The organism is Thermaerobacter subterraneus DSM 13965, assembly GCF_000183545.2.
In the GTDB taxonomy this organism is placed as follows: Bacteria; Bacillota; Sulfobacillia; order Thermaerobacterales; family Thermaerobacteraceae; genus Thermaerobacter; species Thermaerobacter subterraneus.
Map to the genome: position 1 here is coordinate 1322199 of NZ_JH976535.1, position 26401 is coordinate 1348599.

28 protein-coding genes are annotated in these 26401 nt (G+C 73.1%); 22 read left to right on the top strand and 6 right to left on the bottom strand.

Features of this window, described 5'->3' with window-relative positions:
• Positions 1-185 precede the first annotated feature (185 nt).
• Positions 186-1781: a malate synthase A gene (gene aceB, locus THESUDRAFT_RS05460; RefSeq protein WP_006903747.1), complete on the top strand. Its 1596-nt coding sequence runs from the start codon at positions 186-188 to the stop codon at positions 1779-1781.
• 200 nt (positions 1782-1981) lie between these two features.
• On the opposite strand, the gene THESUDRAFT_RS05465 is transcribed toward aceB, so the two are convergent.
• Positions 1982-2848: a thioredoxin family protein gene (locus tag THESUDRAFT_RS05465; RefSeq protein WP_006903748.1), complete on the bottom strand. Its 867-nt coding sequence runs from the start codon at positions 2846-2848 to the stop codon at positions 1982-1984.
• Positions 2849-2988: 140 nt separating this feature from the next.
• On the opposite strand from THESUDRAFT_RS05465, the gene THESUDRAFT_RS05470 reads away from it, so the two are divergent.
• The 8 genes from THESUDRAFT_RS05470 to THESUDRAFT_RS05505 all read left to right on the top strand — a co-directional run bounded on the left by THESUDRAFT_RS05470 (position 2989) and on the right by THESUDRAFT_RS05505 (position 10393).
• Positions 2989-3543 (top strand): hypothetical protein, encoded by a 555-nt coding sequence (locus tag THESUDRAFT_RS05470; RefSeq protein WP_006903749.1) that lies wholly within the window; start codon positions 2989-2991, stop codon positions 3541-3543.
• Between the two features lie 297 nt (positions 3544-3840).
• Positions 3841-4308, top strand: a complete 468-nt coding sequence (locus tag THESUDRAFT_RS05475) for a CopD family protein (RefSeq protein WP_006903750.1) — start codon at positions 3841-3843, stop codon at positions 4306-4308.
• A gap of 243 nt (positions 4309-4551) precedes the next feature.
• Positions 4552-5142, top strand: a complete 591-nt coding sequence (folE, locus tag THESUDRAFT_RS05480; protein WP_006903751.1) for a GTP cyclohydrolase I FolE — start codon at positions 4552-4554, stop codon at positions 5140-5142.
• A gap of 154 nt (positions 5143-5296) precedes the next feature.
• On the top strand, positions 5297-7105 hold the full coding sequence (locus THESUDRAFT_RS05485) for a PLP-dependent aspartate aminotransferase family protein (RefSeq protein WP_006903752.1): 1809 nt from the start codon (positions 5297-5299) through the stop codon (positions 7103-7105).
• An 85-nt stretch (positions 7106-7190) separates the two neighbouring features.
• A complete protein-coding gene (gene rpsD / locus THESUDRAFT_RS05490) occupies positions 7191-7796 on the top strand; it encodes a 30S ribosomal protein S4 (protein WP_006903753.1) in 606 nt (201 codons plus the stop codon).
• Positions 7797-7888: 92 nt separating this feature from the next.
• The gene (locus THESUDRAFT_RS05495) at positions 7889-8101 is read left to right on the top strand and encodes an acetyl-CoA carboxylase biotin carboxyl carrier protein subunit (RefSeq protein WP_006903754.1); all 213 of its coding nucleotides are present in this window, start codon (positions 7889-7891) and stop codon (positions 8099-8101) included.
• A 39-nt stretch (positions 8102-8140) separates the two neighbouring features.
• Positions 8141-9682 carry an acyl-CoA carboxylase subunit beta gene (locus THESUDRAFT_RS05500; protein ID WP_006903755.1) on the top strand — a complete coding sequence of 514 codons (1542 nt, stop codon included), beginning with the start codon at positions 8141-8143 and terminating at the stop codon, positions 9680-9682.
• A 315-nt stretch (positions 9683-9997) separates the two neighbouring features.
• A complete protein-coding gene (locus THESUDRAFT_RS05505; RefSeq protein ID WP_006903756.1) occupies positions 9998-10393 on the top strand; it encodes a response regulator in 396 nt (131 codons plus the stop codon).
• Between the two features lie 289 nt (positions 10394-10682).
• Here THESUDRAFT_RS05505 and THESUDRAFT_RS05510 read toward each other — a convergent pair whose 3' ends face one another.
• Positions 10683-11192, bottom strand: coding sequence for an SH3 domain-containing protein (locus THESUDRAFT_RS05510; protein ID WP_006903757.1), 510 nt, complete (start codon positions 11190-11192; stop codon positions 10683-10685).
• Positions 11193-11344: 152 nt separating this feature from the next.
• Between THESUDRAFT_RS05510 and THESUDRAFT_RS05515 the strand changes: the two genes are divergently transcribed.
• Positions 11345-12208 (top strand): substrate-binding domain-containing protein, encoded by an 864-nt coding sequence (locus THESUDRAFT_RS05515; protein WP_006903758.1) that lies wholly within the window; start codon positions 11345-11347, stop codon positions 12206-12208.
• Between the two features lie 263 nt (positions 12209-12471).
• Here THESUDRAFT_RS05515 and THESUDRAFT_RS05520 read toward each other — a convergent pair whose 3' ends face one another.
• The gene (locus THESUDRAFT_RS05520; RefSeq protein ID WP_006903759.1) at positions 12472-12735 is read right to left on the bottom strand and encodes a DUF3243 domain-containing protein; all 264 of its coding nucleotides are present in this window, start codon (positions 12733-12735) and stop codon (positions 12472-12474) included.
• Between the two features lie 234 nt (positions 12736-12969).
• Here THESUDRAFT_RS05520 and yfmH point away from each other — a divergent pair, with 234 nt between their 5' ends.
• The 7 genes from yfmH (at position 12970) to THESUDRAFT_RS05555 (ending at position 18939) form a co-directional block, all read left to right on the top strand.
• The gene (gene yfmH, locus THESUDRAFT_RS05525; protein ID WP_006903760.1) at positions 12970-14271 is read left to right on the top strand and encodes an EF-P 5-aminopentanol modification-associated protein YfmH; all 1302 of its coding nucleotides are present in this window, start codon (positions 12970-12972) and stop codon (positions 14269-14271) included.
• On the top strand, positions 14268-15623 hold the full coding sequence (gene yfmF, locus THESUDRAFT_RS05530; protein WP_006903761.1) for an EF-P 5-aminopentanol modification-associated protein YfmF: 1356 nt from the start codon (positions 14268-14270) through the stop codon (positions 15621-15623). The genes yfmH and yfmF overlap by 4 nt, the downstream gene beginning before the upstream one ends.
• Entirely contained in the window at positions 15610-15981 is a 372-nt protein-coding gene (locus THESUDRAFT_RS05535) for a hypothetical protein (protein ID WP_006903762.1), read from the top strand. The genes yfmF and THESUDRAFT_RS05535 overlap by 14 nt, the downstream gene beginning before the upstream one ends.
• 239 nt (positions 15982-16220) lie before the next feature.
• On the top strand, positions 16221-16697 hold the full coding sequence (locus THESUDRAFT_RS14960; RefSeq protein ID WP_006903763.1) for a twin-arginine translocase TatA/TatE family subunit: 477 nt from the start codon (positions 16221-16223) through the stop codon (positions 16695-16697).
• 15 nt (positions 16698-16712) lie between these two features.
• The gene (gene tatC / locus THESUDRAFT_RS05545; protein ID WP_006903764.1) at positions 16713-17498 is read left to right on the top strand and encodes a twin-arginine translocase subunit TatC; all 786 of its coding nucleotides are present in this window, start codon (positions 16713-16715) and stop codon (positions 17496-17498) included.
• Positions 17491-18333 carry a PIG-L deacetylase family protein gene (locus THESUDRAFT_RS05550; RefSeq protein WP_006903765.1) on the top strand — a complete coding sequence of 281 codons (843 nt, stop codon included), beginning with the start codon at positions 17491-17493 and terminating at the stop codon, positions 18331-18333. The genes tatC and THESUDRAFT_RS05550 overlap by 8 nt, the downstream gene beginning before the upstream one ends.
• 57 nt (positions 18334-18390) lie before the next feature.
• Positions 18391-18939, top strand: coding sequence for a hypothetical protein (locus tag THESUDRAFT_RS05555; protein ID WP_006903766.1), 549 nt, complete (start codon positions 18391-18393; stop codon positions 18937-18939).
• On the opposite strand, the gene THESUDRAFT_RS05560 is transcribed toward THESUDRAFT_RS05555, so the two are convergent.
• From THESUDRAFT_RS05560 to THESUDRAFT_RS05570, 3 genes are all read right to left on the bottom strand, one after another.
• Positions 18936-19646 (bottom strand): hypothetical protein, encoded by a 711-nt coding sequence (locus THESUDRAFT_RS05560; protein ID WP_006903768.1) that lies wholly within the window; start codon positions 19644-19646, stop codon positions 18936-18938. The two genes, THESUDRAFT_RS05555 and THESUDRAFT_RS05560, sit on opposite strands and share 4 nt — an antisense overlap.
• A 104-nt stretch (positions 19647-19750) precedes the next feature.
• A complete protein-coding gene (locus tag THESUDRAFT_RS05565) occupies positions 19751-21130 on the bottom strand; it encodes a M20/M25/M40 family metallo-hydrolase (RefSeq protein WP_040826314.1) in 1380 nt (459 codons plus the stop codon).
• Positions 21131-21132: 2 nt separating this feature from the next.
• Positions 21133-21924: an NUDIX hydrolase gene (locus THESUDRAFT_RS05570; RefSeq protein WP_006903770.1), complete on the bottom strand. Its 792-nt coding sequence runs from the start codon at positions 21922-21924 to the stop codon at positions 21133-21135.
• A 373-nt stretch (positions 21925-22297) separates the two neighbouring features.
• Here THESUDRAFT_RS05570 and THESUDRAFT_RS05575 point away from each other — a divergent pair, with 373 nt between their 5' ends.
• From THESUDRAFT_RS05575 to yjjX, 5 genes are all read left to right on the top strand, one after another.
• Positions 22298-23044 (top strand): AzlC family ABC transporter permease, encoded by a 747-nt coding sequence (locus THESUDRAFT_RS05575; protein WP_006903771.1) that lies wholly within the window; start codon positions 22298-22300, stop codon positions 23042-23044.
• Positions 23011-23337 carry an AzlD domain-containing protein gene (locus THESUDRAFT_RS05580; protein WP_006903772.1) on the top strand — a complete coding sequence of 109 codons (327 nt, stop codon included), beginning with the start codon at positions 23011-23013 and terminating at the stop codon, positions 23335-23337. Before THESUDRAFT_RS05575 ends, THESUDRAFT_RS05580 begins: the two co-directional genes overlap by 34 nt.
• A 351-nt stretch (positions 23338-23688) precedes the next feature.
• Positions 23689-24921, top strand: coding sequence for a sensor histidine kinase (locus THESUDRAFT_RS05585; RefSeq protein ID WP_006903773.1), 1233 nt, complete (start codon positions 23689-23691; stop codon positions 24919-24921).
• Positions 24914-25732 carry a response regulator gene (locus THESUDRAFT_RS05590; protein ID WP_006903774.1) on the top strand — a complete coding sequence of 273 codons (819 nt, stop codon included), beginning with the start codon at positions 24914-24916 and terminating at the stop codon, positions 25730-25732. The genes THESUDRAFT_RS05585 and THESUDRAFT_RS05590 overlap by 8 nt, the downstream gene beginning before the upstream one ends.
• A gap of 63 nt (positions 25733-25795) precedes the next feature.
• Positions 25796-26353 carry an inosine/xanthosine triphosphatase gene (yjjX, locus tag THESUDRAFT_RS05595; RefSeq protein ID WP_156821727.1) on the top strand — a complete coding sequence of 186 codons (558 nt, stop codon included), beginning with the start codon at positions 25796-25798 and terminating at the stop codon, positions 26351-26353.
• Positions 26354-26401: the final 48 nt, after the last annotated feature.

A 26401-nucleotide genomic window follows, 5' to 3' on the forward strand; every position in this document is an offset into this window, starting at 1 on the left:
ACCCGGCCGGGTCCTGCCGCCAAGCCGGTCGAACCCGGCACCCGATGGCGGGGCCTCCGGGCCCCGGCCTCCGGGCGCCCGGCGGCAACCCCCGGACCGGCCGGATGGGAGGGCCCTCTCTGGGAGGATGGGGCAGGGCGGCGAGCGAGGCGGGGTCACCGGCGAACCGAGAAGGAGGTATGGGCATGGCGTCCCTTGACGGCATCGAAGTGCGGGGTCCAGTCCGGGAGCGGTACGACCAGGTCCTGACCCCGGAGGCGCTGGCCTTCGTGGCACGGCTGCAGCGGGAGTTCAATCCCGTGCGCAAGGACCTGCTGCGGCGCCGCGCCGAGCGGCAGCAGGAGCTGGCAGCGGGGGTCCGGCCCGGCTTCCTGGAGTCGACCCGTGCCGTCCGGGAAGGCGACTGGCGGGTGGCGCCGGTGCCCGCCGACCTGCAGGACCGCCGGGTGGAGATCACCGGGCCCGTCGACCGCAAGATGATGATCAACGCCTTGAACTCCGGGGCCCGGGTCTTCATGGCCGACTTCGAAGACGCCAACACACCCACCTGGGACAACTGCATCCAGGGGCAGATCAACCTGATCGACGCCGTGGCGGGGACCATCGAGTACACGAGCCCCGACGGCCGGATCTACCGGCTGGCCGAACGGGTGGCCACCCTGGTGGTGCGCCCGCGGGGCTGGCACCTGGAAGAGAAGCACGTCCTGGTCGACGGCGAGCCCGTATCCGCCAGCCTCTTCGACTTCGGCCTGTACTTCTTCCACAACGCCCGGCGCCTTTTGGAGAAGGGGACGGGCCCCTACTTCTACCTGCCCAAGCTGGAAAGCCACCTGGAGGCGCGGCTCTGGAACGACGTTTTCAACCTGGCCCAGGACGCCCTAGGCATCCCCCGGGGCACCATCAAGGCCACGGTGCTGATCGAGACCATCCTGGCCGCCTTCGAGATGGACGAGATCCTCTACGAGCTGCGGGATCATGCGGCCGGGCTCAATGCCGGGCGGTGGGACTACATCTTCAGCGTGATCAAGAAGTTCCGCCACGATCCCGCTTTCCTTCTGCCCGACCGGGCCCAGGTGACCATGACGGTGCCCTTCATGCGCGCCTACACCGAGCTGCTGGTCAAGACGTGCCACCGGCGCGGGGCCCACGCCATCGGCGGCATGGCGGCCTTCATCCCCAGCCGCAAGGATCCCCAGGTGAACGAGGTGGCCCTGGCCAGGGTGCGGGAAGACAAGATCCGGGAGGCAGGGGACGGTTTCGACGGCACGTGGGTCGCCCACCCCGACCTGGTGCCCGTGGCCATGGAGGTCTTCGACGGGGTCCTGGGCGCCCGGCCGAACCAGGTGGAACGCCAGCGGGACGACGTGCAGGTCTCGGCGCAGGACCTGCTGGACGTCCGGGTCCCCGGCGGGCGCATCACCGAGGAGGGCCTGCGCAACAACGTCAGCGTGGGCATCCAGTACCTGGCGTCGTGGCTGCGGGGCAACGGCGCCGCGGCCATCTTCAACCTGATGGAGGACGCGGCCACCGCCGAGATCGCCCGCGCCCAGGTCTGGCAGTGGACCCGCCACGGGGCGCGGATCGACGGCGGTCCCGCCATCACCGCCGAGCTGGTTCGGAAGGTGGCGGATGAGGAGATGGAGGCCATCCGCCGGGCGGTGGGGGACGAGTTCTTCCGCGGGGGACGTTTCGACGAGGCCCGGGAGCTCTTCGAGCTGGTGGCCCTGAGCCCCGAGTTCATCGAGTTCCTCACCCTGCCGGCGTACGAGCGGATCGACTGATCCCGGCCGGGACCGGGCCGGCGGGCAGGATGGGTCGGGCGACCCTGCGGAAGCCCTGCGGGGGACACCGCCGGACGAACAAGCCCGGGGCGGGGACCGGCGGGTCCCCGCCCCGGGCGCTGTTGGCTCGGCCGGCAGGTGATCGGTGTTGCCCGCCCGGGCGCCCCGTCCCTGGCGTCCCGGGGCGACCGGCGGGCCCGTCAGGAGGACTTGTCGCTCCCGGCATCTCCCGCCGGTGCGGCCGTGCCGGCCTCGGCGGTGCTTTCCGCAGCGGGCTTCTCACCCGCGACGGCCGCACCGCCCTGGGCCTCAGGGGTCGCGGCTTGCTGCTTGGCCCGCTCCGCCTTGAGCCGGGCCGCCTTCTCCAGGGCCGCCTGCACCCGCGCGTCCCTGTCGCCGGCGGCCGCAGCCCGCGGCCGCCCTGCGGCCGCCGGACCCGCCTGGTCGCCGCCGGCCCCTTCGCCCTGGGCGGTCGCTGCCTTACCGGCGCTCCCGCCTTCGCCGGCCGCGGCCTTCTGCTTCGCGCGTTCGGCCTTGAGCCGGGCCGCCTTCTCCAGGGCGGCCTTGATCTTGGCGTCCTTGTCGCCGGCGGCGCCCCCCGCGTCGCCCCCCGCAGCGCCCCCGGGCGCATCGGACTCGTCCGTGGGGACGGACGTCTTCACGTCCTCGACGAACTTGGCCAGAAACACGTCCAGCTGCCGGCGGACGTTGTACGCGATCAGTTCGGGGTCGGAGTTGACGATCAGCGGCTTCATGGTGGTGATCAGCTTGCCGTTGCGGAAGAGGGCGACCCCCGGCACGTGGGCCAGGTCGTAGGTCTGGTTGATGGCCCGGCGCCGGTGGTATTCCTGGATCAGGTCGCCGTACTCGTCCACGTTGATCCGGACCAGCTTGACCTCGGGATGCCGCTGGGCCTGTTCGGCCAGGGCCCGGGTGAAGAACTCCGTGTCCTTCCCGGGCCGCCACAATTCCACCAGGACCTGCCCCTTGTGCTGCAGGACCTCCTGCTCAAAACGGTCGCGGGGAACCTCCACGGGCCGGGTGAGAGATGGGGTCGCAGTCGCCATCGCCCTGCACGCTCCTTCGTCCCGAGCAATCGACATGACTACCAGGAAACATTGTACTACAAGGAGGAGGGCCTCCGGCCGGGCCGGGGCGGGATCCCGGAGCCCGGCGAAAGGACCCCGCTCCCTGGGGAGGTGACAGCGTGCGCGTCCAGTTGACGCCGGAGGCCGCGGCCTTTGCGGCGCGCGAGCTGGCGCGGCGGCCGGAACTGAACTACACCCTCACCGTGGAAGCGTTCCTGGTCTCGGGCTGCTGTTCGCCGAACCTGCCTCCCGAGGTGCACCTGGGGCCTCCGCCCAGCGGTGACTTCCGGGCCGTGACGGTGCCCCTGGCGGTCCCCGGCGGCGGGCCCGCCGGCCCGGGCTGGGAATCCGACCGCGGCCTCGCCCCAGGCCGTGGGCCGCTCCCGGCGGGCGACGGTGCCGCGGGGCCGGTGGCCGCCCGGGCGGCAGGCGCGGCGGCCGGGTCGCCCCAGCCGGCGGTGCCGGCAGCGGAGGTATACATTGACCCGCTGGTGGATGAGTTCGTCCGGGAGTGGTACGGGGAAGGTGGGCAGGAGCAGGCCCGGCGAGCGGTGCTGCGGATCGACCTGGCCCGGTACGGCGAGCGGGAAGAACTGACGGTCCGGCCCTGGCCTCCCCGGGCCGAAGAGGCCGGAGAAGGCGGGGTGACCCTTGCGGAACGTCCCGTCCCGTAACCGGGACCCCGGGCTCCCGCGCCGGCAGGCTGGGTCAGGCAGCCGATCCTTGTGGATCGGCGGTGCCGGTCTTCACCCGGCCATGCGCCGGTGGGCTTCCGCTTCCTCCGGGATCGCCTGCGGTGCGGCACGTCTTCCATCCCTTCCACGGGCGTTTGACATCTCCGGGCCACTCCCGGCGACGGCGGCCGCCAGGCCCGTGAGATTACGGGTCGCGGGCGCAAAGCGATGGGAAGCGCGTTGGCTGTTCTCAACCCCCGCCCCGCTTCGTAAGGTGCAGCGGGGGGATGTCCCGCCATGGGGCCCAAGGCATGGTGGGTCTGGGTGCACGACCTGGGGGCCGTGCTGTGGCTGGGCAGCGTCCTCTACCAGCTGCTGGTGGTGGCGCCCGTCCTGGCCGGCCAGCCGCCCCTCCTGCGCCGGCGCCTGTGGTTGCAGCTGGTGGCCCGGTTCCACGGGGTGGCCGTCGTGGCCGCCACAGCGGTGGTCGCCAGCGGCATCGTCCGGATGCTGGCCCTGCCCTGGCCCCTGGCCGAGCTGCCCGGAACCCTGTACGGGCGCCTGCTGCTGGCCAAGATGGCCGGGGCGGCAGGCATGCTGATCACCGGGGCGGCCCTGGCCTTCGGGGTGACCGCCATGCTGCGGGATCCCCAGGGCATGGAGCGCTTTCCCCTGGCGGCCCGCTGGCTGGTCCTGCTGCTGGCCCTGGAGGCCGGATTGGGCGGCGTGGTGCTGTGGTGTGTGGCGCGGATCCACGGCGGCTGAGGCGGCGTCGTGCCGCGGCCAGCAAGCCGTCAAGGCCTGGCCTGGGGCGCCGCGGGACGGCGGGATGGGGCGGCTCCGGGAGGCGGCGCGGGCTGCCGGCGCCGGGCCGGACGGGCCGCCCGGGCCGGGGTGCGCCGCCGGTGCCTGGGACCGGCATCCTTTGGGCTACAATGGGGGCGTACCGCGGCGGCCGGGCCGGACGAGCCCGGCCGTGCCGACTTCACCGAGGAAAGGGGACGCCCCATGCCACGACGGGCTGAAGAATTCGACCTGGACCGGATCAAGCGCGCGGTGCTCGACATCCTCGAGGCGGTGGGCGAGGACCCCCGGCGCGAGGGGCTGGTGGACACCCCGCGCCGGGTGGCGGAGGCCTATCAGGAACTGTTCAGCGGTCTCGGCCGCGATCCCGCCGACGAGCTCAGCGTGTTCTTCGAGACCGACCACGATGAGGTGGTCCTGGTCAAGGACATCCCCTTCTACTCCATGTGCGAGCACCACCTGCTGCCCTTCCACGGACGGGCCCACGTGGCCTACCTGCCGCGCAACGGCCGCATCACGGGGCTGAGCAAGCTGGCGCGGGCGGTGGAGGTGGCGTCCCGCCGGCCCCAGCTCCAGGAGCGGCTGACGGTCCAGATCGCCGACGCCATCGAAGAGCGCCTCAACCCCCGGGGCGTGGTGGTGGTCATCGAAGCCGAACACCTGTGCATGACCATGCGGGGCATCCAGAAGCCCGGGTCCTATGCCGTCACCTCCGCCGTCCGGGGGCTCTTCCGGGAGAACGTGGCCAGCCGTCAAGAGGTCTTCGCCCTGATCCGCAGCGACCTGCGGCCCTGAGGGCGCCGGCCCCGGACGGGCGGCCGATCCCGGACGGGCGCGCCCGGGCCGGGTTCGTCCCGCCGGCGGCCGCGGCGGCGCCCGCCCCCGGGTCCCGGCAGGAATCGGCGGCCGCGCGGGGAACGGGAATGCCGATCGAGAAGGAGGGATCCCCTTGACCGACCGCCGCGACCCCTTCCGCGAGTACTCCATCGAGACCCTGGCGGTGCATGCGGGCCAGGCGCCCGATCCCGCCACGGGCTCGCGGGCCGTGCCGCTCTACCAGACCACGTCCTTCGTGTTCCAGGACACCGACCACGCCGCCCAGCTCTTCAACCTGGACGAGCCCGGCAACATCTACACCCGCATCAGCAACCCGACCACGGAAGTGTTCGAAAAGCGCATGGCCTACCTGGAGGGCGGCGTGGCGGCCGTGGCCACGGCCAGCGGCCAGGCGGCGACGACGCTGGCCATCACCAACATCACCCGCGCCGGCGAGGAGGTGGTGGCCTCCTCCAGCCTCTACGGCGGCACCTACCAGCTGTTCGCCAACACCTTCAAGGACCTGGGGATCACGGTGCGCTTCGTCGACCCGTCGGACCCGGAGAACTTCCGCCGGGCCATCAACGAGCGCACCCGCTGCATCTACGCCGAGATCATCGGCAACCCCAAGCTGGACGTGCTGGACGTGGAGGCCGTGGCGCGGATCGCCCACCAGCACGGGATCCCGCTGATCGTCGACAACACCTTCGCCACCCCCTACCTTTGCCGGCCCTTCGAGTGGGGTGCCGACATCGTGGTCCACTCGGCCACCAAGTGGATCGGCGGCCACGGCACCTCCATCGGCGGGGTGGTGGTGGATTCCGGCCGGTTCGATTGGGGGAACGGCAAGTTCCCCAGGCTGGTGGAACCCGATCCGGGCTACCACGGCATCTCCTACTGGAACGACTTCGGCACGCTGGCCTACATCACCAAGCTGCGCGTCCACCTGCTGCGCGACGTGGGCGCCTGCCTGAGTCCCTTCAACGCCTGGCTATTCCTGCAGGGGCTTGAGACCCTGCACGTGCGCATGGACCGCCACTGCGAGAACGCCCTGGCCCTGGCCCTGTGGCTGAAGGAGCACCCGGCCGTGGCGTGGGTGGCCTATCCCGGCCTGCCGGACCACCCCACCCACCACCTGGCCCAGAAGTACCTGCGGCCCGGGCGGTACGGCTCCATGATCGTCTTCGGCGTCAAGGGCGGCCTGGAGGCGGGTCGCCGGTTCATCGACAACCTGTCGCTCTGGTCCCACCTGGCCAACGTGGGGGACACCAAGTCCCTGGTGATCCACCCGGCGTCCACCACCCACCAGCAGCTGACTTCCGAACAGCGGCTGGCCGCCGGCGTGCCCGACGACCTGGTGCGCCTGTCGGTGGGCATCGAGGGGCTGGCCGACCTGCAGGCGGACCTGGACCGCGGCCTGCGGGCCGCCGCGGGATTGCCCCCGGCCCAGGGGGACGGCGACCCGGTGTCGACCCTGCGGCTCAACGACGAAGGGGTGATCCGCGAGGTGGTGGGCCGCGCCACCGTGGACGAACCCGGCGGTCCCCGGGCCCGGGTGGTGGCGGTGGTGGGACTCTCGTCCGATCCGGGGCGGCCCAGCTACCGGGTGGCACGCAAGCTGCAGCGCATGGGTTACAAGATCGTGCCCGTGAACCCGCGGGCCAGCGAGATCCTGGGCGAGAGGGCCTACCCCGACCTGGCCTCGGTGCCCGGCCCGGTGGACGTGGTGGTGGTGTTCCGGGCGCCCGAACACGCGCCGGCGGTGGCGCGGGAGGCGGTGGCCCGCGGCGCCCGGGTGTTCTGGCTGCAGGAGGGCGTGGTGAGCCCGGAGGCGGCGCGCATTGCGGCCGAAGGCGGCCTCGCCGTGGTGATGAACCGCTGCATCTACAAGGAGGCCCAGCGCTGGCGCGGCCACGTGGCCACCTTCCGCGGCACCTCCTGAAGGAAGGCTGCAAATTGCCCCTTTCCAGACCGGTCGGATGGGATAAAATAGCCTTTGGCTGCTGGCAACTCGGGAGGTCGGTTGGATGGCACGCTACACGGGCCCCAAGCACGCCATGTGCCGGCGTGTGGGCCGGCCGCTCTGCGGGTCGCCCAAGTGCCCCGCCCTGAAGCGGCCCTATCCGCCCGGACAGCACGGTCCGGGCCGGCGGCAGAAGCTCAGCGAGTACGGCCGCCGCTTGCTGGAGAAGCAAAAGCTTCGCTTCATGTACGGGGTGCTGGAGCGCCAGTTCCGGCGCTACTTCGAGCGGGCGCAGCGGTCCAAGGGCAACACGGGGGAGCGGCTGCTGCAGCTGCTGGAGACCCGGCTGGACAACCTGGTCTACCGGATGGGTTTTGCGCCGACCATCTGGGCGGCGCGCCAGCTGGTGGTCCACGGCCACATCCAGGTGAACGGCCGCAAGGTGGACCGCCCGTCCTACCAGGTTCGTCCCGGCGATGTGATCGCCGTGCGGGAGAAGAGCCGCCGGATCCCCCTGATCCAGGAGAGCCTGGAGAACGCCCAGCGGGCGCCGGAGTACCTGAGCGTCGAGCCCGAGAGGTTCCAGGGCACGCTGCTGCGGGTGCCCGCCCGGGACGAGATCCCCATCGACATCGAGGAATCCCTCATCGTCGAGTTCTACTCGCGCTGACGCACGGCAAGGCCGGTGCCCGGGCACCGGCCTTGCTTTTTCGCGGGACGTTCGCCGGCCATGGCGGCCGGGCCAGCGGGAGGGGACGGCAGGTGCAGATTCAAGCGGAAATGGCCGGGATCGTCCAGGAGGTCCTGGTGCAGGAAGGCCAGGCGGTGGAGGCCGGCCAGGACGTGGTGATCCTGGAATCGATGAAGATGCAGATCCCCGTGGCCAGCCCTGCCGGGGGCACCGTCCGGGCGGTGCGCGTGCAGCCGGGCGATTTTGTCAACCAGGGCGACGTGCTCATCGAGCTGGACACCTGAGGCAGCCAAGGCCACGGTCGAGCGCGGGAGGGGAGTCCATTGACCGGCGGCACCGGCGAGCTGGACCGGCAGCTGCTGGAGCGGCTGGCTGCCGTGCGCCGCGGCGGCCCGGAACGCTATCACGCCAGGAACCGGGAGCAGGGCAAGCTCTTCGCCCGGGAACGGCTCAGGCGGTTGCTGGACCCGGACAGCCTGGTGGAGGATGCCACCTTAGCCAACGTGCTGGCGGGGGATCTGCCCGCCGACGGGGTGATCACCGGCATCGGCCGCATCGCCGGCCGGCCGGTGGCCGTCATGGCCAACGATTCTACGGTGAAGGCGGGTTCCTGGGGCGCCCGCACCGTGGAGAAGATCCTGCGCATTCAGGAACAGGCGCTGCGCCAGCGCATCCCCATGCTCTACCTGGTGGACAGCGCGGGGGCGCGCATCACCGACCAAGTGGAGATGTTCCCCGGCCGGCGGGGCGCGGGGCGCATCTTCTACAACCAGGTGCGCATGTCGGGCGTGGTGCCCCAGATCTGCCTGCTCTTCGGCCCCTCGGCGGCCGGCGGCGCCTACATCCCCGCCTTCTGCGACCTGGTGATCATGGTGGAAGGCAACGCCAGCATGTACCTGGGCTCGCCGCGGATGGCGGAGATGGTCATCGGCGAGAAGGTGACCCTGGAGGAGATGGGCGGCGCCCGGATGCACTGCACCGTCTCGGGCTGCGGCGACGTGCTGGTCGCCGGCGAAGAGGAGGCCATCGCCGCCGCCCAAGCCTACCTCTCCTACATGCCGAGCCACTGGGAGGAGCGTCCACCCCGGGCGGAGCCGCGGCCCCCCGCCCCGGGACCGGCCATCGACAGCATCATCCCGGCCAGCGCCAACGTGCCCTTCGACATGTACCGGCTCATCGACCGCCTGGTGGACGAGGGCTCCTTCTTCGAGATCAAGCGCCTCTTTGCACCGGAGCTGATCACCGGGCTGGCGCGCCTGGACGGCCGGGTCGTGGGCGTGGTGGCGAACCAGCCCAGGGTGCGGGGTGGCGTGCTGTTCGTCGACTCGGCCGACAAGGCCGCCCGCTTCATCTGGCTCTGCAACGCCTTCAACATTCCCCTGCTGTTCCTGGCCGACGTGCCGGGGTTCATGATCGGCTCGGCGGTGGAGCGGCAGGGCATCATCCGGCACGGGGCCAAGATGATCGCCGCCGTCTCCGAGGCCGAGGTGCCCAAGATCTCGGTCATCGTGCGCAAGGCCTACGGCGCCGGCCTCTACGCGATGGCGGGCCCGGCCTTCGGCGCCGATGCCTGCCTGGCCCTGCCCACGGCCCAGATCGCCGTCATGGGACCCGAGGCGGCGGTGAACGCCGTCTACTACAACCACATCGCCCAGCTGGAGGGGGAGGAGCGCCAGCGCTTCATCGACGAGAAGCGGCGGGAGTACGCCCGGGACATCGACATCTACCGCATGGCCTCGGACCTGGTGGTGGACGAGGTGATCCCGGCGGCCCGGTTGCGCGAGGAACTGGTGCGGCGCTTCGCCCTCTACGAGAACCGCCGGCGGGATTGGCCCGCCCGCCACAACCCGGTGCACCCGGTCTGAGCCGCGGGGCTCCTCAGCCGCCGGCGCCGTCCCGGCGTCGGAGCGGGAGCCCCGAGCCGGCTGCCCCTGCCGGCCGCTGGACCCGGTGTCCGGGCCGGTTGCCCCGCGTCGCGGTAGGCTGCCCGGGCGGAGGCCGCCTGCAGGCGGCGTGTCGAATCCTGTCTTTCGTTCGACACCGGCAGGAACGGCCCGGGGCAGGCGGTATCCCTGTTTGTATGGGAAGATACGTCCCGGCCCGGAGCGGAGCTGGACGGGCCCGGCGAGAGGCCGGGACCCGCGCAAACCCACGGTGGGCCGGGTGGGGAGGTTGAGGGGGTGCCGCCGGAAGAACCCAGCGGCGGGCGCCGCGTGCTGGTGGTCGACGATGTGCCCGCGGTGCGCGCCTTTCTCCAGCTGGCCCTGGCCGAGCAGGGCTATCAGGTCATGCTGGCCGGCGACGGCCAGACCGCGCTGCAGATGGCCCGGGAGGTTCAGCCGGACCTGATCCTCCTGGACTGGGTGATGCCGCGGATGAACGGGGCCCAGGTGCTGCGGGCCCTGCGCCGAGACCCGCGGCTGAAGCAGGTCCCGGTCGTGCTCATGACCGGCAGCGTGGGTGTGGACGAGATTGCCGCCGGCTACGGTGTGCAGTGGATTCTGGAAAAGCCTTTCGGCGTGACCGACCTCTTTCTGATCCTGGAAGAGGCGCTTTCTGCCGTGGAACCGGCCTGACCGGCCTGCGGTGCGGGCCGGAGGCCGGTTCGGGCGGTGGAGCCTCACGGGAGCCAGCCGGGGGGCAGGCAGGGCGCGAGCCCGCCTGCCCCCCGGCTGGCCTTTCCCGCTGCACACCGGTCCGGCGCAGCAAGGGCCGAAAGAATGCGGCCTCCGAACGAGGCCGCGGGAGATGGGGCTGGGGCTGGTGCTGGGTTCCGTCCCGGTGCTGCCGGAGGTTGGTCCCGGGGTGGGCGCCGCGGGCGGATGGGGCCGGGGTACGGCCGGGTCCGGCCTGGGGCCGGGCGGCTCAGCGCTGCAGGTAGCGGGCGTCCACCCAGCCCTCGTACGTCCGGCCGTTGGCCTGGTAGCGCACCCGGGCCCAGCCGTTCTGTTCCTCCAGGACCTGGACCGTGCTCCCCTTGGCCAGGGTACCGACCCGGGTGGATTCCTGGGTGGGTTCGGCGCGGACGTTGAGGTACTGGGTGGTGACGGTGGCCGTCTGGCCGGTGCTGGCCTGGGGTTCCGCCGGCTCGGCCGCCTGGCCCCCGGAACCCGTGGAGCCGGTCTGGTCCCCGCCGGCGGCCTGGTCATCCCCGGTGCTGCCCTGGTCCGGCCAGCCGGCGGCCAGGTCGCCACCGCCCGCCAGGGCCGCGGAGATCTCGGCCTGCTGGGCTTCGAGCTGGGTCATGCGCACCATCAGGTCGTCGACGGTGGTCATCGTCTGCTGGACGTTGTTGAGCCAGCCCCCGACGCTGTAGGCCATGAAGGCCACCACCAGGACGGCGACCACGACCCAGAGGCGATTGAGTCGCTCCATACCCGCACCCTCCTCTCGTGGTACAGGAATATGGGGGGCTGTCAGCGATTATTCCGCCCGTCCAGCCCCGGCGACGGCCCGTTGTCCACCGGGGCGGGGTGGGCTAACCTGGGAGCGATGGGGATTCAAGACCGGGCTGGAGGAAGGGAGCCTTGACGGTCTCGGCAACTGATTCCCAGGCCGCGGTGGTCCATCTGGTGACCCCTGGCCTGGAGGGCGAGGAGGAAGACCTGCCGCCTGCCCTGGTGGCCGCCCTGCGCCGTCACTGGCCGCGGGTCGCCGTCTGGCCCGTGGCCGACGGGGAGGCGGAGCAGATCCGCTGCCTGGCCGCCCTGCCCCCGGGCGAGCCTGTGCTGCTGGTGCCCGCCCGGGACGCGGGTCCGGAGCTGGGGAAGCTGGTGGCAGGCCGGGTGGCGGTGGCCGCGGGCCGGGTTCTTCCCGGCAGCCGGCTGGATACGTGGGTGGTGGAAAACTACCGGGCCGGATACCTGGCCGGCAAGCACCTGGTGAACCTCAAGCACCAGGAGGTGGCGTTCCTGGGCCCGGCAGGCGAGTCGCCGGCGGCGGGCGAGCGGCTGCGGGGTTTTCGCCAGGCCCTGGCCCATAACGGCCGCCAGCTGCCGCCGAAGCGGGTCGCCCAGGTGGCGCCCGATCCCGTCGCCGTGGCGGAGGCCTGCCGCCGCTGGTGGTCCGAGGAACCCGGCCCCACGGCCCTCTTCGCGGCCTCGGCCCAGCTGGCGGCCTGGGCGGTCGAGGCCCTGGAGGAGCTGGGCAAGACGGTTCCGGGGGATGTGGCCCTGGTGGCCTACGGCGGCGGGATGCTGGCCCGGGCGGTGCGGCCCCGGCTCACGGCCGTCGTGCCGCCCCTCGAGGAGCTGGCCCGGCAGGCGGCCGCGGCGCTGGCCCAACGGGCCGCTGCCGGCCGGCAGGCAGGGGACGTCCGGGCGGAGCCCGAACGCCTGGCCCCCCGCCTGATCATTCGCCAGTCCTGCGGCCTGCGGGCGGCGGGTGCGTGAATGCCCCAGGCCGGAGGCCCCGCCGGGTCCTCTTCCCCCTACCCGTAGCAACCGGCCGTCGCAACCGGCGGCACCGGAACGGCGGGAGGACGGAACCGGGCCCCTGGCAACGCAAACCCCGCCGGCCTCGGGCCGGACCGGCAGTGCCGGTCCCCGGCGGGGTTCTGTCCTGGTGGCCGGTAGCGCCCCCTGGCCCCCGCCCTGTCCTGGGTGCCGGGCATTGCGGGCCAGCGGGCCACCGGATGGAAGCTCGGCCCGGGCGCTCAGCCGCTGATGCCCGGCTGGCGCTGGATGACCTTCACCAGGGAGCTGGCGATGGCCTCCTGTTCCTGCTGGTTGGCCACCTGCCACATCTCCTTGAGCAGCCGCTGTTCGGGCGTGCGGGGTTCGACCTCCTGCGCCAGCCAGTCACCGATCTGCTGGGCGCGCGCCTTGATGTCCTGCTGGGACATCCCGGCCTGCCGGGCGGCCTGGATGCGCTGGGAGAGTTCCCTGGTGAACTGCTGGAACTGGTCGGTCACGGGCATGGGAAACCGCCTCCTTCCCGTTGGGTCGGGCGTAGTATCCGCGTACCCCCGCGGCGGTATTCCTAAGGAAGAACCGGGCCGGAGCGTGGGGCCACCGCGGGGCAGGAGCCGGCCGCGCTCCGGCCGAGCTCTGGCCGCGCGAGCCCGGCCCGGCGGCCCGAGGTGGCGGACCTGGAGGGCGTGGAGGGGGGCGGAGGGCGGGGTGCCGCAGGCGGATGGAGGAGGTGTGAGGGCGTGCAGCTCGAGGAGCGGGTGCTGCCGGCCCTGGACGAGCGGGTCTATGAAGCGCGGGTGGAACCGGGCGCCGAGGTGGTGGTGATCCGCAAGCCGGGATTCGGGAAGAAATACGCGACCTATGCCACCCGGTACGGCAGCATCGACCGGGTGCTGCAGGACCCGGAGACGGGGCGCCGGATGGAGATCCCGCCCGGGGCGGCCCATTTCCTTGAGCACAAGATGTTCGACAAGCCCGAGGGCAGCATCCTCGAGCGCTTTGCCCGGCTGGGCGCCAGCATGAATGCCTACACGGGCCACTTCTACACCGTCTACCTCTTCTCGGTGGTGGAAGCCTTCGAGCCCTGCTTTGAGCTGCTGCTGGACTACGTGCAGGACCCGCGCTTCACCCCGGAAAGCGTGGCGAAGGAGCAGGGGATCATCGGCCAGGAGATCGCCACGGCCTACGACCACCCGGTGCACCGGCTCTACTACGACTTCCTCGAGGCCATGTACCGCGAGCACCCCGTGCGCGACTGGATCCTGGGATCGCCCGAATCCATCGCCACCCTGACGCCGGAGTTGCTGGAGGCCATTCACCGCACCTACTACCACCCGGCCAACATGACCGTCTGCGTGGTGGGGGACGTGGATCCCCGGCGGGTGGTGGACATGGTGGCCGCCGACCTGGCCCGGCGCCGCTTCCCGGCGCGGCCCCGGCCGCGCCGGGAAGTGCCCGAGGAGGGTCCCGACCTGGCGCGTCCCGCGGTGGAGCGGCAGATGGCCGTTTCCCGCCCCTACGTGCAGTGGGGCATCAAGGTCGGTCCCTTCCCGGCCGCGGAAGAGGGCTTGCGCGATGCCGTCCTGGGGGATCTGGTGGCGGAGGCGCTGTTCGGCCGCCTGAGCCCGTGGTATGAACAGCAGTACCGCCGTCACGTGATCACCGACCGCTACTGGTTCGGCCTGTCGGTGGTGCCCGGCGCGGCCCACTGGGAGGTGGGCGGCGAGACCGGCGACCCCGACGCCTTCGCCGCGGCCTGCAGCCAGCGCCTGGGGGAGGCTCTCAGCGGAGGGCTCGACCCTGGCCTTTTCGAAGCGGTGCGGCGAAAGGCCCTGGGCGAGTTCCTGTCGGTGCTGGACTCGCCGGAAGACCTGGCCCACGCCTTCCTCACGGACCGCTTCCTGGGGTGGGACTTCTACCGGCGGCTGGAGATCCTGGAACGGGTCGATGTGGAAGCGGCCGACCGCTGGCTGCGGGAGCACGCCGACCCGCGGCGCACGGTGCGGGCCGCGGTGCTGCCGGGGAAGGAGGCGGCATCATGAGCGGTGGCCTGGATCTAGGGCGGGCGGCGGGCTTCATCCGGCATGACCTGCCCGGCCTGCGCGTGCACGTGCGGCCCGATCCCCGGTTCAAGCGGGTGGCGGCCGTCCTGGCCTGGCAGATGCCCCTGGCGACGGACACCGCCAGCCCCTTCGCCCTGCTTCCCCGGTTGCTGCGCCGCGGGACCCGGCACCATCCCGACCTGCCCGCCCTGGAGCGGGCGCTGGCGGAGCTCTACGGGGCCAACCTGGGCGCGGGCGTGGAAAAGATGGGCGACCGGCACGTGGCCACCTTGACGTTGACGTGGCCCGCGGGCCGCTTCGTCCCGGGGGCCCGGGAGGAGGGCGCCGGCGGCCTGGTGGCGCGCGCCGCAGGGCTGTTGATGGAGGTGTTCACCGACCCCTACCTGGACGGCACGGGGTTTCCGGCGGACCGGGTCGCGGAGGAGAAGGAGGCGCAGATCCAGCGCATCCGGGCCCTGGTCAACGACAAGGCGACCTATGCCTTGCGTCACTGCCTGGAGCACCTTTGCGCCGGCGAGCCTTACGGCCTCAGCGAGCTGGGGGATCGCGAGCGCCTGGCCATGCTGGACGGCGAGGACCTGCTCCGCATGCACCGGCGGGTGCGGGCCGTGGCTCCCCTGGACCTGTTCGTCGCCGGGCCGGTCGAGCCCGGCTCCCTGGTGGAGGCGGTGGCCGCCGCCTGGGAGCGGGCGGGCGGCGGGCCCAGGGAGGTCCTGTCCCTGCCTCCGGCGGTGATCCGGGGCCCCCGCCCCGAACCCCGGCGGGTGGAGGAGACCTTGCCCATGGAACAGGGATGGCTGGTCCTGGGGCTGCGGGCCCCCATCGGTTTCGACCACCCGCTGCGGCCGGCCCTGGAGATGTACAACGGCATCCTGGGCGGGTTCGTCCACTCCAAGCTCTTCCTCAACGTGCGGGAGCGGGCCAGCCTGGCTTACTCCGCCTGGTCCCGCCTGGTCCGCGGCAAGGGGCTGATCCTGGCCATGGCGGGCATCGACCCCCGCCGCCGCCAGGACGCCGAAGCCATCATGCTGCGCCAGGTGGAAGACATGGCGGCCGGCCGCATCAGTGACGAGGAACTGGAGGCCACCCGCCGCTCGCTGGTGGAACGCCTGCGGGCGGAGCTGGACCAGCCGGGTGCCCTGATCCGCGCCGCCCTGGAAGCGGAGGTCCACGGTCACCGGGACGACCCGGAAGAGCTGATCCGCGCCTGGCAGGGCATGGGCCGGGCGGACATCCAGGCGGTGGCCCGGCAGGTGGGGCTGGATACCGTCTATTTCCTGCACGGCGGCTCCGGAACCCAGGGCAGGGAAGGTGGCCATGGCACGGCCTGAAAAACCCCGTTCCCTGGAACCCGAAGCCCCGGGCCGGGGGGCGGGTCCCGCCCGGTGGCTGGTGCCCGTGGCCGCGGCGCTGGCCCTGGGCGCGTTGACGGCCCTGGCCGTGTTCCTCTGGCCGGGGCCCTTCCGGCGGGAGGTCCTGGGCCGGGCCCTGGCCGTCGAGGTGGCCCTGGTCCTCCTGTCGGCCCTGAACTACTCCGGGTTCTTGTGGGGCCGGCGGACCTTTCTCGAGCTGGTCACGGCCCAGCCCCACCCCCCGCCCGAAGAACTGGCCCGGCGGGACGAGCTGTTCGTCCAGCTGGCGCTGGCGGGGGCGGTGCTGTTCCTCTTGTGGCTGCTGGCTGCGGGCTGAGGGAGGCCGGTGGGCGGTGGGCAGGCGGCCGCAGGTCCGGCCGGCGGCCGGCGGCCCGGGGACGGGGCGGGGACCTACAGGGCTCGGGGGGTGATGCCTGCGGGACTGGGGGGACGAACCGGGTGCCCGCCCTGGGGAGCGGTGCGCTACAATAGCGGCGACGCCCTGAGGGACGAGGCCGGCCGCCGCCGGCCCGCGGGGCGGCTCCGGGGACGGGGCCGCCCAAGGAGGTGCCAGCCGTGGGACAGATTGGCTTGCCTGAGCTCTTGCTGATCGGTGCGGTCGCCTTGATCATCTTCGGCCCGGCGCGACTGCCCGAGCTGGGCCGCTCCCTGGGCCGGGCGATGCGCGAGTTCCGCTCGGCGGTCCGGTCCCTGGACGACGGTGACGAGGATGCCCCTCATGCCCGCGGGAGGGCTGGCGCGGCGGCGGCCGGAACGGGCGGTACGGCCGCGGCCGGAATGCCGGCGGCCGGCGCGGCGACCGCCGGGCAGCCCGGGCCAGCGGCCGGTGCGCAGGCGGGAGCGGCGGGCGCGCAGCAGCCGCCGAACGCTTCGGGTGCGCAACAGGAGCCGGCGCTCCAGGCCGTGCCCCCGGCTGCCCCCGCGGCGGGGAGCTCGGGGGGCGGCGCTGCAGGGGCGGCCGGAGCGGGCGGGACCGCACCGCCGGCAGGGGCTCCGGACGGCGAGCTGAGCCGCCAGGAACCTGCCGGGTGAAGGATGGTCCCAGGGGTGGAGGAGACCGGAGGGAGCGGCTTCTGGCCCTCCCTGGCCGAGCACCTCAGCGAGCTGCGGCTGCGCCTGATCTACTGCGGGCTGGCTCTGGTGGCCGGCGTGGCGGTGGGGTTCTTCTACGCCCGGCCGGTTTTGGAATGGCTGATCGAGAGGGGCCCCGAGGTCAAGCTGGTGGCCCTGGCTCCCGCGGAGGCCTTCCTGGTCACCCTGCGCATCGCCGTGCTGCTGGGCCTCGGCCTGGCGTCGCCCGTGATGGTCTACCAGGCCCTGCGCTTCATCTGGCCGGGGCTCACCGAGGCGGAGCGCCGGTACGTGCGCTGGTATGCGTTCCCGGCCCTGGTCCTTTTCGCCGCGGGGCTGGCCTTCGGCCTCCTGGTCGCGGCGCCCATGGCGCTGAACTTTCTCCTGGGGTTCAATGCCGGCCCCATCGAGCGTACCCTCTCGGTGCAGGCCTACGTCGACTTCGTCACCGGCCTGGTCTGGCCCTTCGGCTTCATCTTCGAGTTGCCGGTGGTGGTGGGGATCTTGACGGAGATCGGGCTCCTCACCCCGCCGTTCATGGCGCACCTGCGCAAGTACGCCCTGCTGGCCTCCCTGGTGGTGGCGGCCTTCCTCACGCCGACCACCGACATCATCACCCAGCTGGTCTTCACCGTGCCCCTGGCCGTGCTGTACGAGGCCGGTTACGGCCTGTGCTGGCTCATCCACCGGCGGCGGTCGTCGCAGGGGCGGCCCGCGCGCCAGGGAGGCGGGCCGCAGGGGGGAGGAGTGGCCGATGCCTGAGCCGGAGGGAGGCGGCCACCGCTTGCAGGGAGGCGGGCGCCGCTTGCTCTGCCTGACGGCCCACCCGGATGACGAGTCCTTCAGTCCCGGCGCCTCTTTGGCCCGGTACGCCGCCGAAGGGGTGGAGGTGACGGTGGTGTGCGCCACCCGCGGCCAGGCCGGCAAGGCGGGTGACCCGCCCCTCTGCAGCCGGGCCGAGCTGCCCCGCGTGCGGGAGCAGGAGCTGCGGGCCGCCTGCCGGGCGCTGGGGGTCGCCCGGGTGCATGTGCTGGACTACGAGGACGGGCGACTGGCCCGGGTGGCCCCGGCGGAGCTGGTCGCGGTCCTGGCCGGCTGGATGGAGCGACTCGAACCCGACGTGGTGCTGACCTTTCCGCCGGGGGGTATCTCCGGCCATACCGACCACCGGGTGCTGTCCCGGGCGGTGGAACAGGCCTTCCGCCAGGTGCTGGCACCAGGGGACCGGTCGCGGCTCTACTACTTCACCCTGCCTGCCGCCGTCTACCGGCTCAACGGGCTGGGTCGCCCGCCCCATCCCCTGGACGCCACCGTCACCACCGTGGTCGATGCCCGCGCCTGGGCGGAGCGCAAGCGGGCCGCCCTGGCCTGTCACCGCACCCAGCACCGGTCGGTGGAACGGGCCTTCGGCGGCTTCCCGCCGCCACCGTCACCGCGGCTGGGATGGGAATTCTTTTACAGGGCGTGGCCGCCCTTCCCGGCAGGACTGCCGCCCCATCCGGAGGCGGTGGCCGCGGCCGCGGCGGCTCCCGAGGCGGTGCGCCCGGCCGTTGCCGGGGCGGTGGAGTGGGGCCTCTTCCCTGCGGCCGCCGGCTAGCGGGTGGGGCCGGTCAGGCGGGCGGTGCGGTCGCGATCCCAGCAAGGAGGCGATACCGTGGACGATCGGGAGCGGAACCGGCCGGAGCCGGAGCGGGTAGGGGGAAGCGACGCCGCAGGCGGCCCGGGGCAGGCCAAATCCGCAGGGGCGGCGCCTCGGGGCGAAGGGCGCCCGCAGGCCGGGGACCCGGGTGCGGCCGGGCCCGCCGGGAGCGAGGCGGGGCGGGCCGGTTCGTCCGGCAGGGGCCATGCGGGACAGGGCGCGGACGCAGGCGCGACGCCGCCGGCCGGTCCAGGCGCCACGGGGCCGGCCGCAGGCCCCAGCGACCCGGAGGCCCTGATGGACCTTTATTACGAGGTGTCCATGGAGGGCGTCGATCTTGAGCAGTTCCTGCAGCGACTGGACGCCGGCGAGTGGGGACCCGTGGAGCCGGAGGTGGTGGCGGACTTCCTGCGGGACCTGGAGGCGGTGATCCTGAGCAACATCGAGGTGAAAGCCATGGAAGGCCCCCACTACGCGGGTCGCCGCCTGGAGGTGATCGAGGAGACCCAGCGGCAGTTCGAGGAGCTCATCGCCCGCTATCTCAGCCGGGGGCCGGGCGTCTAACGGCCCAGACGCAACTCGCCGACCCCCCGGGTGTCGCCCGGCGCCAGGGGCGGGAGCCACGTGACCGTACCGGCCTCGGCCAGTTCCTGGGGGTCCAGGCGGCCGTCGCGGGTGGCCTGCCGGTACTCCTCCCGGGTCAGGGTCACCGCCGCCACCATCTGCTCCCCGGCGCGGGTGGTGGGGTACGTGGCTCCCACCGACACGGCCTGCCACTTCTCGTACTCCGGCCGGCCGAAGACCACGTCCATGATCCGGCGGCAATCCTCAAGGATGGCGGCCTTCAGCGCCTCGCGGGAGGCCGCCCGGTCGGCCCGCAGGGTGACCAGCAGCGTGGTGCTGGCCGCCTGGGATCGGCGGTGATCCTCGGGCCCTTGCTGGACGAAGACCTTGCGGTTTTCGCCCCGGTTGGACGGGGTCACCGCTGCCTGGAGGTCGGCGCTCAGCAGGGGGCCCTCGTTCCACCGCGGCTTGGTGAACACCGCCGCCCTGCCGGCGCTGTGAGGCTCCCAGCCCACCCACACCGCCAGGGAGAGCACGGCCAGGGAGACGGCCGCCGTCAACCAGCCCGCCGCATGGCTGCGCAGGCGGAACAGGCTGCTGCGGCCGGTGACGATGGCGGTGACCCCCGCCACCATGCCGGCCAGGGCGACCAGTCCCAGAATGCCGAGCACGACATAGGGCACCGGTTGGAGCAGAAACCGTGTCACCGTGGGGGCCTCCTCCGGGCGGCGGACCGCCTTAGAGGGCGGTGCACCGCCGGGGCGGGCTGCCGGCGCCTGGCGCACCGGGCCGCCCGCCGCCTTGTCCGGCCCTATTGTTCCCGACCGGAGGATTGCGATGCCGCGGCTCCCGGAGAGGCCGCGCTGGAAGGTCCCGCCGCTTCCCCCGCTGCCCTCCCGCCGCCGGCCGCCGCCCAGCCTACCGTCGCCAGCAGGGCCAGGAGCGCCAGCCGGAGGCCCCGGTCCAGGCCGGACCGATCGATGTACTCGTCCAGGGTGTGGGCGCCGTCGCCGTGGCGGATGCCGAAGGTCACGGCAGGGATGCCGCGGCTCAGGGGCAGGTTGGCGTCGGTGCTGGCCGGCAGGTCGTGGGCGGGGATACCGCACGTGCGCATGGCTTCCCGCACCAGGGCCACCAGGGGGTGGTCCGGCGCCAGGGCGCCCTGGGGCCGGTCACCGACCACCGCCACGTCCACATCCACTCCTTCTTCCCCGGCGGCCTCTGCCAGCACCTGGCGCACGGCCTGTTCCAGGCTCGCCAGGGCGGTGGCGTCTTCCGACCGCAGGTCCAGCTCCAGCTGGCAGGTGGAGGCGATGGTGTTGACCGACGTGCCGCCGCTGATGCGGCCGGCGTTCCAGGTGGTGCGGGGCTCGGAGGGCATCGGCAGGCTTGCCAGCCGGGCCAGGGCGCGGCCCGCGGCGACGATGGCGCTGGGCTGGCCGAAGTCCTTCCAGCTGTGCCCGCCGGGGCCGGTGAAGGTAACCCGCAGCCGCCGGCTGCCGATGCCCCGGTAGCACAGCATGCCCAGGCCACCGTCCAGCACCAGCATGGCCGCCGGGGGGACGGGGCAGGCGTCCAGGAAGGCGCGCATCCCCCGCAGGTTGCCCAGGCCCTCTTCCCCGGTATTGAACAGCCAGATCACCGGCACGGGCGGCGCGAAGCCGGCGTGGGACAGGGCCTCGGCCAGCAGCAGCAGGCACGCCACCGAAGCCGAGTTGTCGCCGATTCCCGGCCCGTACAGCCGCCGGCCCTGGCGGCGCACGGTCAGGGGGGTCTCCGGCGGGAACACGGTGTCCAGGTGGGCCGAGATCACCACCGGGGCCGGGGATCCGGCACCGTCCCCAGTGCCATGGCCGGTTGGGCGGCCGCGCCCCGCGAGGTCCCGCGGGGCCGGGGCCGGCTTGAGTGCGGGCCAGGGCGCCCACACGTTGCCCGCCTCGTCCCGCCGGACCGCCAGCCCCAGCTCTTCCAGGCGGGCCGCCACATAGCGGGCGCGGGGTTCTTCCGCAAAGGTGGGAGCGGGGATCTGGGTGATCCGGACGATCTCTTCCACGTAGCGGTCCAGCTGGCGCCTGAGATAGGACCAGGCGTGGCGCCAGGTGGGGTCCTGCAGGACCTGCCGGACCAGCGGGCCGGCCGCCGCGGCCGCGGCGGCTTCCCCGGCGGAGCGGGCGGGAGTCGGCGGCGGCATGCTCACGGGTGCCCGTCACGCTCCCCCCGCCCTTCCGGCCCTGCAGCCTCCGGACGGGTGCGCGGCGCGCCGCGGGTCCCGGAAGGGAGATTCGCCCGGACGCCGGGCTCGCCCGACGCGCCGTCCGGATTGCAGGGGGCCATGCCGCCCCGGGAGGCAGCGCCCCAGGGGGAAGGAACCGGCGGGGCGGTACGGGACGAACCGGCTCCCCACGGTGTGGGCTCTCCGGCCAGGGCGGCCAGGGCGGCATCGGTCAGGGCCACGCGATAGCGGAAGAGACCGCGCCCGGTGGCCAGCATCCGCTGGCGGATGGGCCCGGCCAGTTCCTCCAGGGTGACGAAGCGCGCCTCGGCGATCTCCCCGGGGTCGTGGGGGTCCAGCCGGGACGACGCGGTGCGGGCCGCGAAGACGTGGCTTACCCAGTCCTCCCACTGGTCCCCGCAGGTGAACCGGGCATGGATGCGCAACAGGTAGCGCGTGGGTTCGATGTCAAGCCCCGTTTCCTCCCACGCCTCCCGCCGCAGGCCTTCCAGCAGCGGCTCGCCGGGCCGCGCACCGCCGCTGGGTGCCCGGTAGATGCCGGGGGGGAAAGAGGGCTTGCGGATGGCGGCGACCCGTCCCGCGGGGTCGAAGACGAAGAAGGTCAGATCATGGTGACGCCCGCGCCGGGTGCTGGCCCGGACCAGTTCCAGCTCCTCGGGACCCACCTCGCCGGTCCACTGCAGGCACTGGGGCCGGCCCAGGCGGGCCTCCACGGCAGCCAGCTCCTCTGCGGGGAAATCGGGGTCGAACAAGGCCCGGGACTCCTCTCCGGCGGTCTCCCATGGGGTTCTGGCCGGCTCCGGCGGGGCTGCCAGCCCGATCCGCTATCCCCAGTATAGCACCCGTCCCCGGCGAACCGGCCCTCCCCCGGGGCCGCCCGAGCCCCGGCGGATCCTCCCGGTGGCCGCCGCCATGGCCGCTGCCGGGCCCGGCCTCCGCAGCGCCGTGCCGGGCGGGCCCGCCCTGGGACCACCGTGCCCACCGCGGCAGCGTCAGCGGGCGCCAGGGCCGTAACCGCCGCAACCGCGCCTCTTCCCGCCGGCGTTCCGACCTCGTGCCCGCCTGCCCCGGCGCCCGCCGCTGCCGGCAGGAGCCCGGCCGGGCACGTGGTAACCCCTTAAGAATATGAGCGGGATTCTTCCTGCCCCGGCGTGGGCTGGTTCCGGCGAGCGGGGGGCCTTCGCCCGCGGGCTGGTGGCGGGTATGCCCATCGTCGCCGGCTACCTTCCCATTGGGCTGGCCTACGGGGTGGTCGCCGTCCAGGCGGGCCTGACGCCCCTCGAGGCGCTGGCCATGTCCGTGCTGGTCTTTGCGGGTTCGGCCCAGTTCGCCGCCGCGGGGATGATGGCAGCGGGCGCGGCCACGGCCACCCTGGTGGCCACCACCTTCCTCATCAACCTGCGCCACGTCCTCTTCGGCGCCGCCCTGGCCCCGCGCCTGGCGGAAAGGCGCTGGGGCCGCCTAGCGTTGGCGGCCTTCGGCTTGACCGACGAGGTGTTCGCCGTGGCCCAGGCCACGCTGGAAGGCGTTGCCCGGCCCTGGCCGTACCTGCTGGGTCTGGAGGTGGCCGCCTATGCCTCCTGGTGCGGTGCCTCCTGGCTGGGAGCCTGGATCGGCGACGCCCTGACCGGTCTGGGGGACTGGGGACTGGATTACGCGCTGCCGGCCATGTTTCTGGCCCTGATCGCCCTCCAGCTGGGCGGGCGGGTGGGCCGGGGCCTGGTGGTCGCCCTGGTGGCGGCCGGCGTGTCCCTGGCTCTGGGCGCTGCCGGCTGGCCCCACTGGCGCGTCCTGGGTGCCGCCGTGGCAGGCAGCGCCGTGGGGGTGGTGATGGACCGGTGCGCCCGTCGGTGGTGGCGGCCTTCCTCCTGATGGGCATCGTCACCTACCTGCCCCGTTGCCTGCCGCTGGTGGGCCTCAGCCGGGTGCGCCTGCCCCGGCTGGTGGAAGATGCCCTGCGGTACGTCGGCATTGCCGTCATGGCTGCCCTGGTGGCGCCGGACCTGGCGGCCACCTGGGGACAGCCGCCCTGGGGACTGGGGCCCCGGCTGGCCGCGGCGGTGCCGGCGGCCGTCGTCGCCCTGTGGACCCGCAACATGGCCTGGACGGTGGTGGTGGGGGTTGCGGCCTACGCGCTGTTGTCGCGGGGCGTGCCCGCCGGCTAGGGGAGCGCCCGGGGCCGGAGTGTCCCCGCCCTCCGCGGGGGTACCCCAGGGCGCGGCGCGGCGGGCCTTGTCCCCCGGTGTGGTGCTCTTCCCGGCGGCGGCGCCGTGCCCCGGGCCGGGGGTCCTGGTTCCTTGCGCCTTGCGCCCTCGCCCCCCGCGCCGTATGCTGGCGATGGCGGGATCGGGTGCCCAACCGGGTGGAGCCGGGTCTTCACCGGGTCGTTTAAGGGCCGTTGCGACGCACCATCGGCTCTCTGCCCGGTGGAGTCGGCGCCGCCTTCCGGCTGCCGTCCGATGGACGGGCAGCCGGCGCGGGCGTATCATACCCCCGCCATGGGCGAGGCTCCGCGGATGCGCTGGATTTACGCCATCCACAATCGCTTGAACATTTTCCAGAAGGTCCTGATCGCCAACGCGGTCCTGCTGGTGGCCACGGGGATCGGGGCGGCGGCGCTGGCGGCCCATGTGCGGCAGCTGCCGCTGGTCCAGCGGTGGCTGCAGGACCAGGCGCTGACCGTGGTGATCCTGGCTTTCCTCACCGCCGGGCTGGTGGTGAGCCTGGGGATCAACTGGGTCATCCTGCGGGTGGCCTTCCTGCCCCTGTTCCGGCTGCGGGAGATCATGGACGACGTGCGGGCCGGCCAGTTCCACGCCCGGGCGCCGGCCATCGTGGGGGACCCGGACGTGGCGGCCATGGGCGCCATCTTCAACGAGATGCTGGACCGGCTGGACGAATACCGCCGGGCCACGGCCTCCCAGGTGCTGCGGGCCCTTGAAGAGGAGCGCAAGCGCATCGCCCGCGAGCTGCATGACCAGACCAGCCAGGTGCTGACCTCCCTGCTCATCCACCTGGACCTCTTGAAGGAGCGGCTGGGCGGCGACGCCCCCGAGGACGTCCAGCGCAAGCTGGCCTTCATCCGCCAGCTGACCAGCGACACGCTGGAGGAGATCCGCCGCCTCACCTTTGATCTGCGCCCGACCATCCTGGACGACCTGGGGTTGGTCCCCGCGGTGCGATGGTACGTCCAGAACGTGCTGGAGCCGGCCGGCATCGAGGTCGAACTCAGCGCCAGCGGTTTCAACGGCCGGTTGCGGGACGAGATCGAGACGGCCCTCTTCCGCATCGTCCAGGAAGCCCTGACCAACATCCTCAAGCATTCCCGCGCGACCCGGGCCCAGGTCATGCTGCGGCGGGAACCCGGTGGCGTGTCGGCGGAGATCCGGGACAACGGGGTCGGGTTCAATCCCCGCCAGATGATTCCCGGCGCGGGTCCCGATCCGGGACGTGGCCTGGGGCTCTTCGGTATGCGGGAGCGGGCCGCCCTGGTGGGCGGCCGGATCGAACTGCATTCCCGGCCGGGACAGGGCACCTGGCTGCGGGTCTGGATACCCCTGGAAGGCCCGCCGGGCCACCCGGGCGGGGAGGCCGCGGCCCCGGGGGAGGGGGCCGGGACGCGCCCCGTCGGAGCGCCGGATGCACCCGGGGCGCCGGGTTCCCTCGCGGGGCCGGCGGCACCCGTGACCGTCGCCGGCAGTGGCGGCGGGGAAGATGCCCGGGAGGAGGCGGCCATGGACCATGTCTGAGTTCGCAGGACGGACCGGCCCCGGCGGCGCGGGCGACGCCGCCGGCCGCCGGGCGGACCCGGCAGGGGGGGCGGGCGCGGCGAGCGGGGCAGGCGGCCGGGAGCCGGGGGGGCCGGAAGCTGGCGCGGGCCGCGAGGTCCAGCGGCCCATCCGGGTGCTGGTCTGCGACGACCACGCCATCCTGCGGGACGGCATTCGGACCCTGCTGGAAGCCCACCCCGACATCGCCGTGGTGGGGGAGGCGGCCGACGGCCGCGAGGCGGTGGAACTGGCGCGGCGGCTGCAGCCTGACGTGGTGCTGCTGGACATCGGGATGCCGGGGATGAACGGCATCGAGGCGACCCGGGCGATCCTCAAGCAGCGCCCCGAAACCCGCGTGCTGATCCTCTCCATGCACGACAACGAGGAGTACATCTTCCCCATCCTGGAAGCGGGGGCGGCGGGCTACGTGCTGAAGCGCTCCGCGGCCACGGAACTGGTGTCGGCCCTGCGGGCGGTGGTGCAGGGGCACACCATCCTGCATCCCGATGTGGCGGCCAAGGTGGTGAGCGGCGCCGCCCGGCGCCAGAAGGGGGAGGGGGCCGGCGAGGGGGCGCCCCGCCGGGTGGACGGCCTCACGGAGCGGGAGACCGAGGTGCTGACCCTGATCGCCCAGGGGCTGACCAACCAGGAGATCGCCGACCGCCTGTTCATCAGCATCAAGACGGTCCAGGCGCACCGCTCCAACATCATGGAGAAGCTGGACCTGCATGACGCCGTGGAACTCACCAAGTACGCCATCCGCCACGGCCTGATCTCCCTGGACGACTGACGGGACCGGGGCGGCGGGCCGGAGGCGGCGGAGGGCGGAGGCTCCGGGGACGGGGGGCTGGAGGTGGAGGAGGCGCTGGTGCCACGCCGGGTGGCCGTGGGTTCGACCAACCCCACCAAGGTGGAGGCCGTGCGCCGGGTGATCACCGCCGCCTGGCCGGGCGCGGAGGTGACGGGCCACCAGGTGCCCAGCGGGGTGCCGGACCAGCCGCTGGGAGCCGCCCAGACGGAGGCGGGAGCGCGGCAGCGGGCCCGCCTGGCCCTGGAGTGGGCGGGCGGGGTGGCGGATCTGGGGATCGGCTTGGAGGGTGGGGTTGATCCTGCCGGGTTCCTCCTCAGCGCCTGCTGCGCCCGCGACCGGAAGGGCCGGGAAAGCGTGGCCTGGAGCCTGCGGATGCCCCTGCCGCCGGTGGTGGTGCGGGCCGTCCTCCACGGGGAGGAACTGGGCCCGTTGCTGGAGCGCCTGGGCGGCGTGGCCGGCATCGGGCGTGGCCCCGGAGCCGTGGGCCTGTTCACCCGGGGGCTGGTCGACCGCACCCAGCTCTGGCAAATGGCCGTGGCCGGCGCTCTGGCGCCCTGGCTCACGCCCCAGTGGGACTGGTTCTCGTCCCCGGCCGGATGATGCCGGCGCCGTGAGCGCCCGCCACGGCCGGCGCCTCTTCGCCAGCGT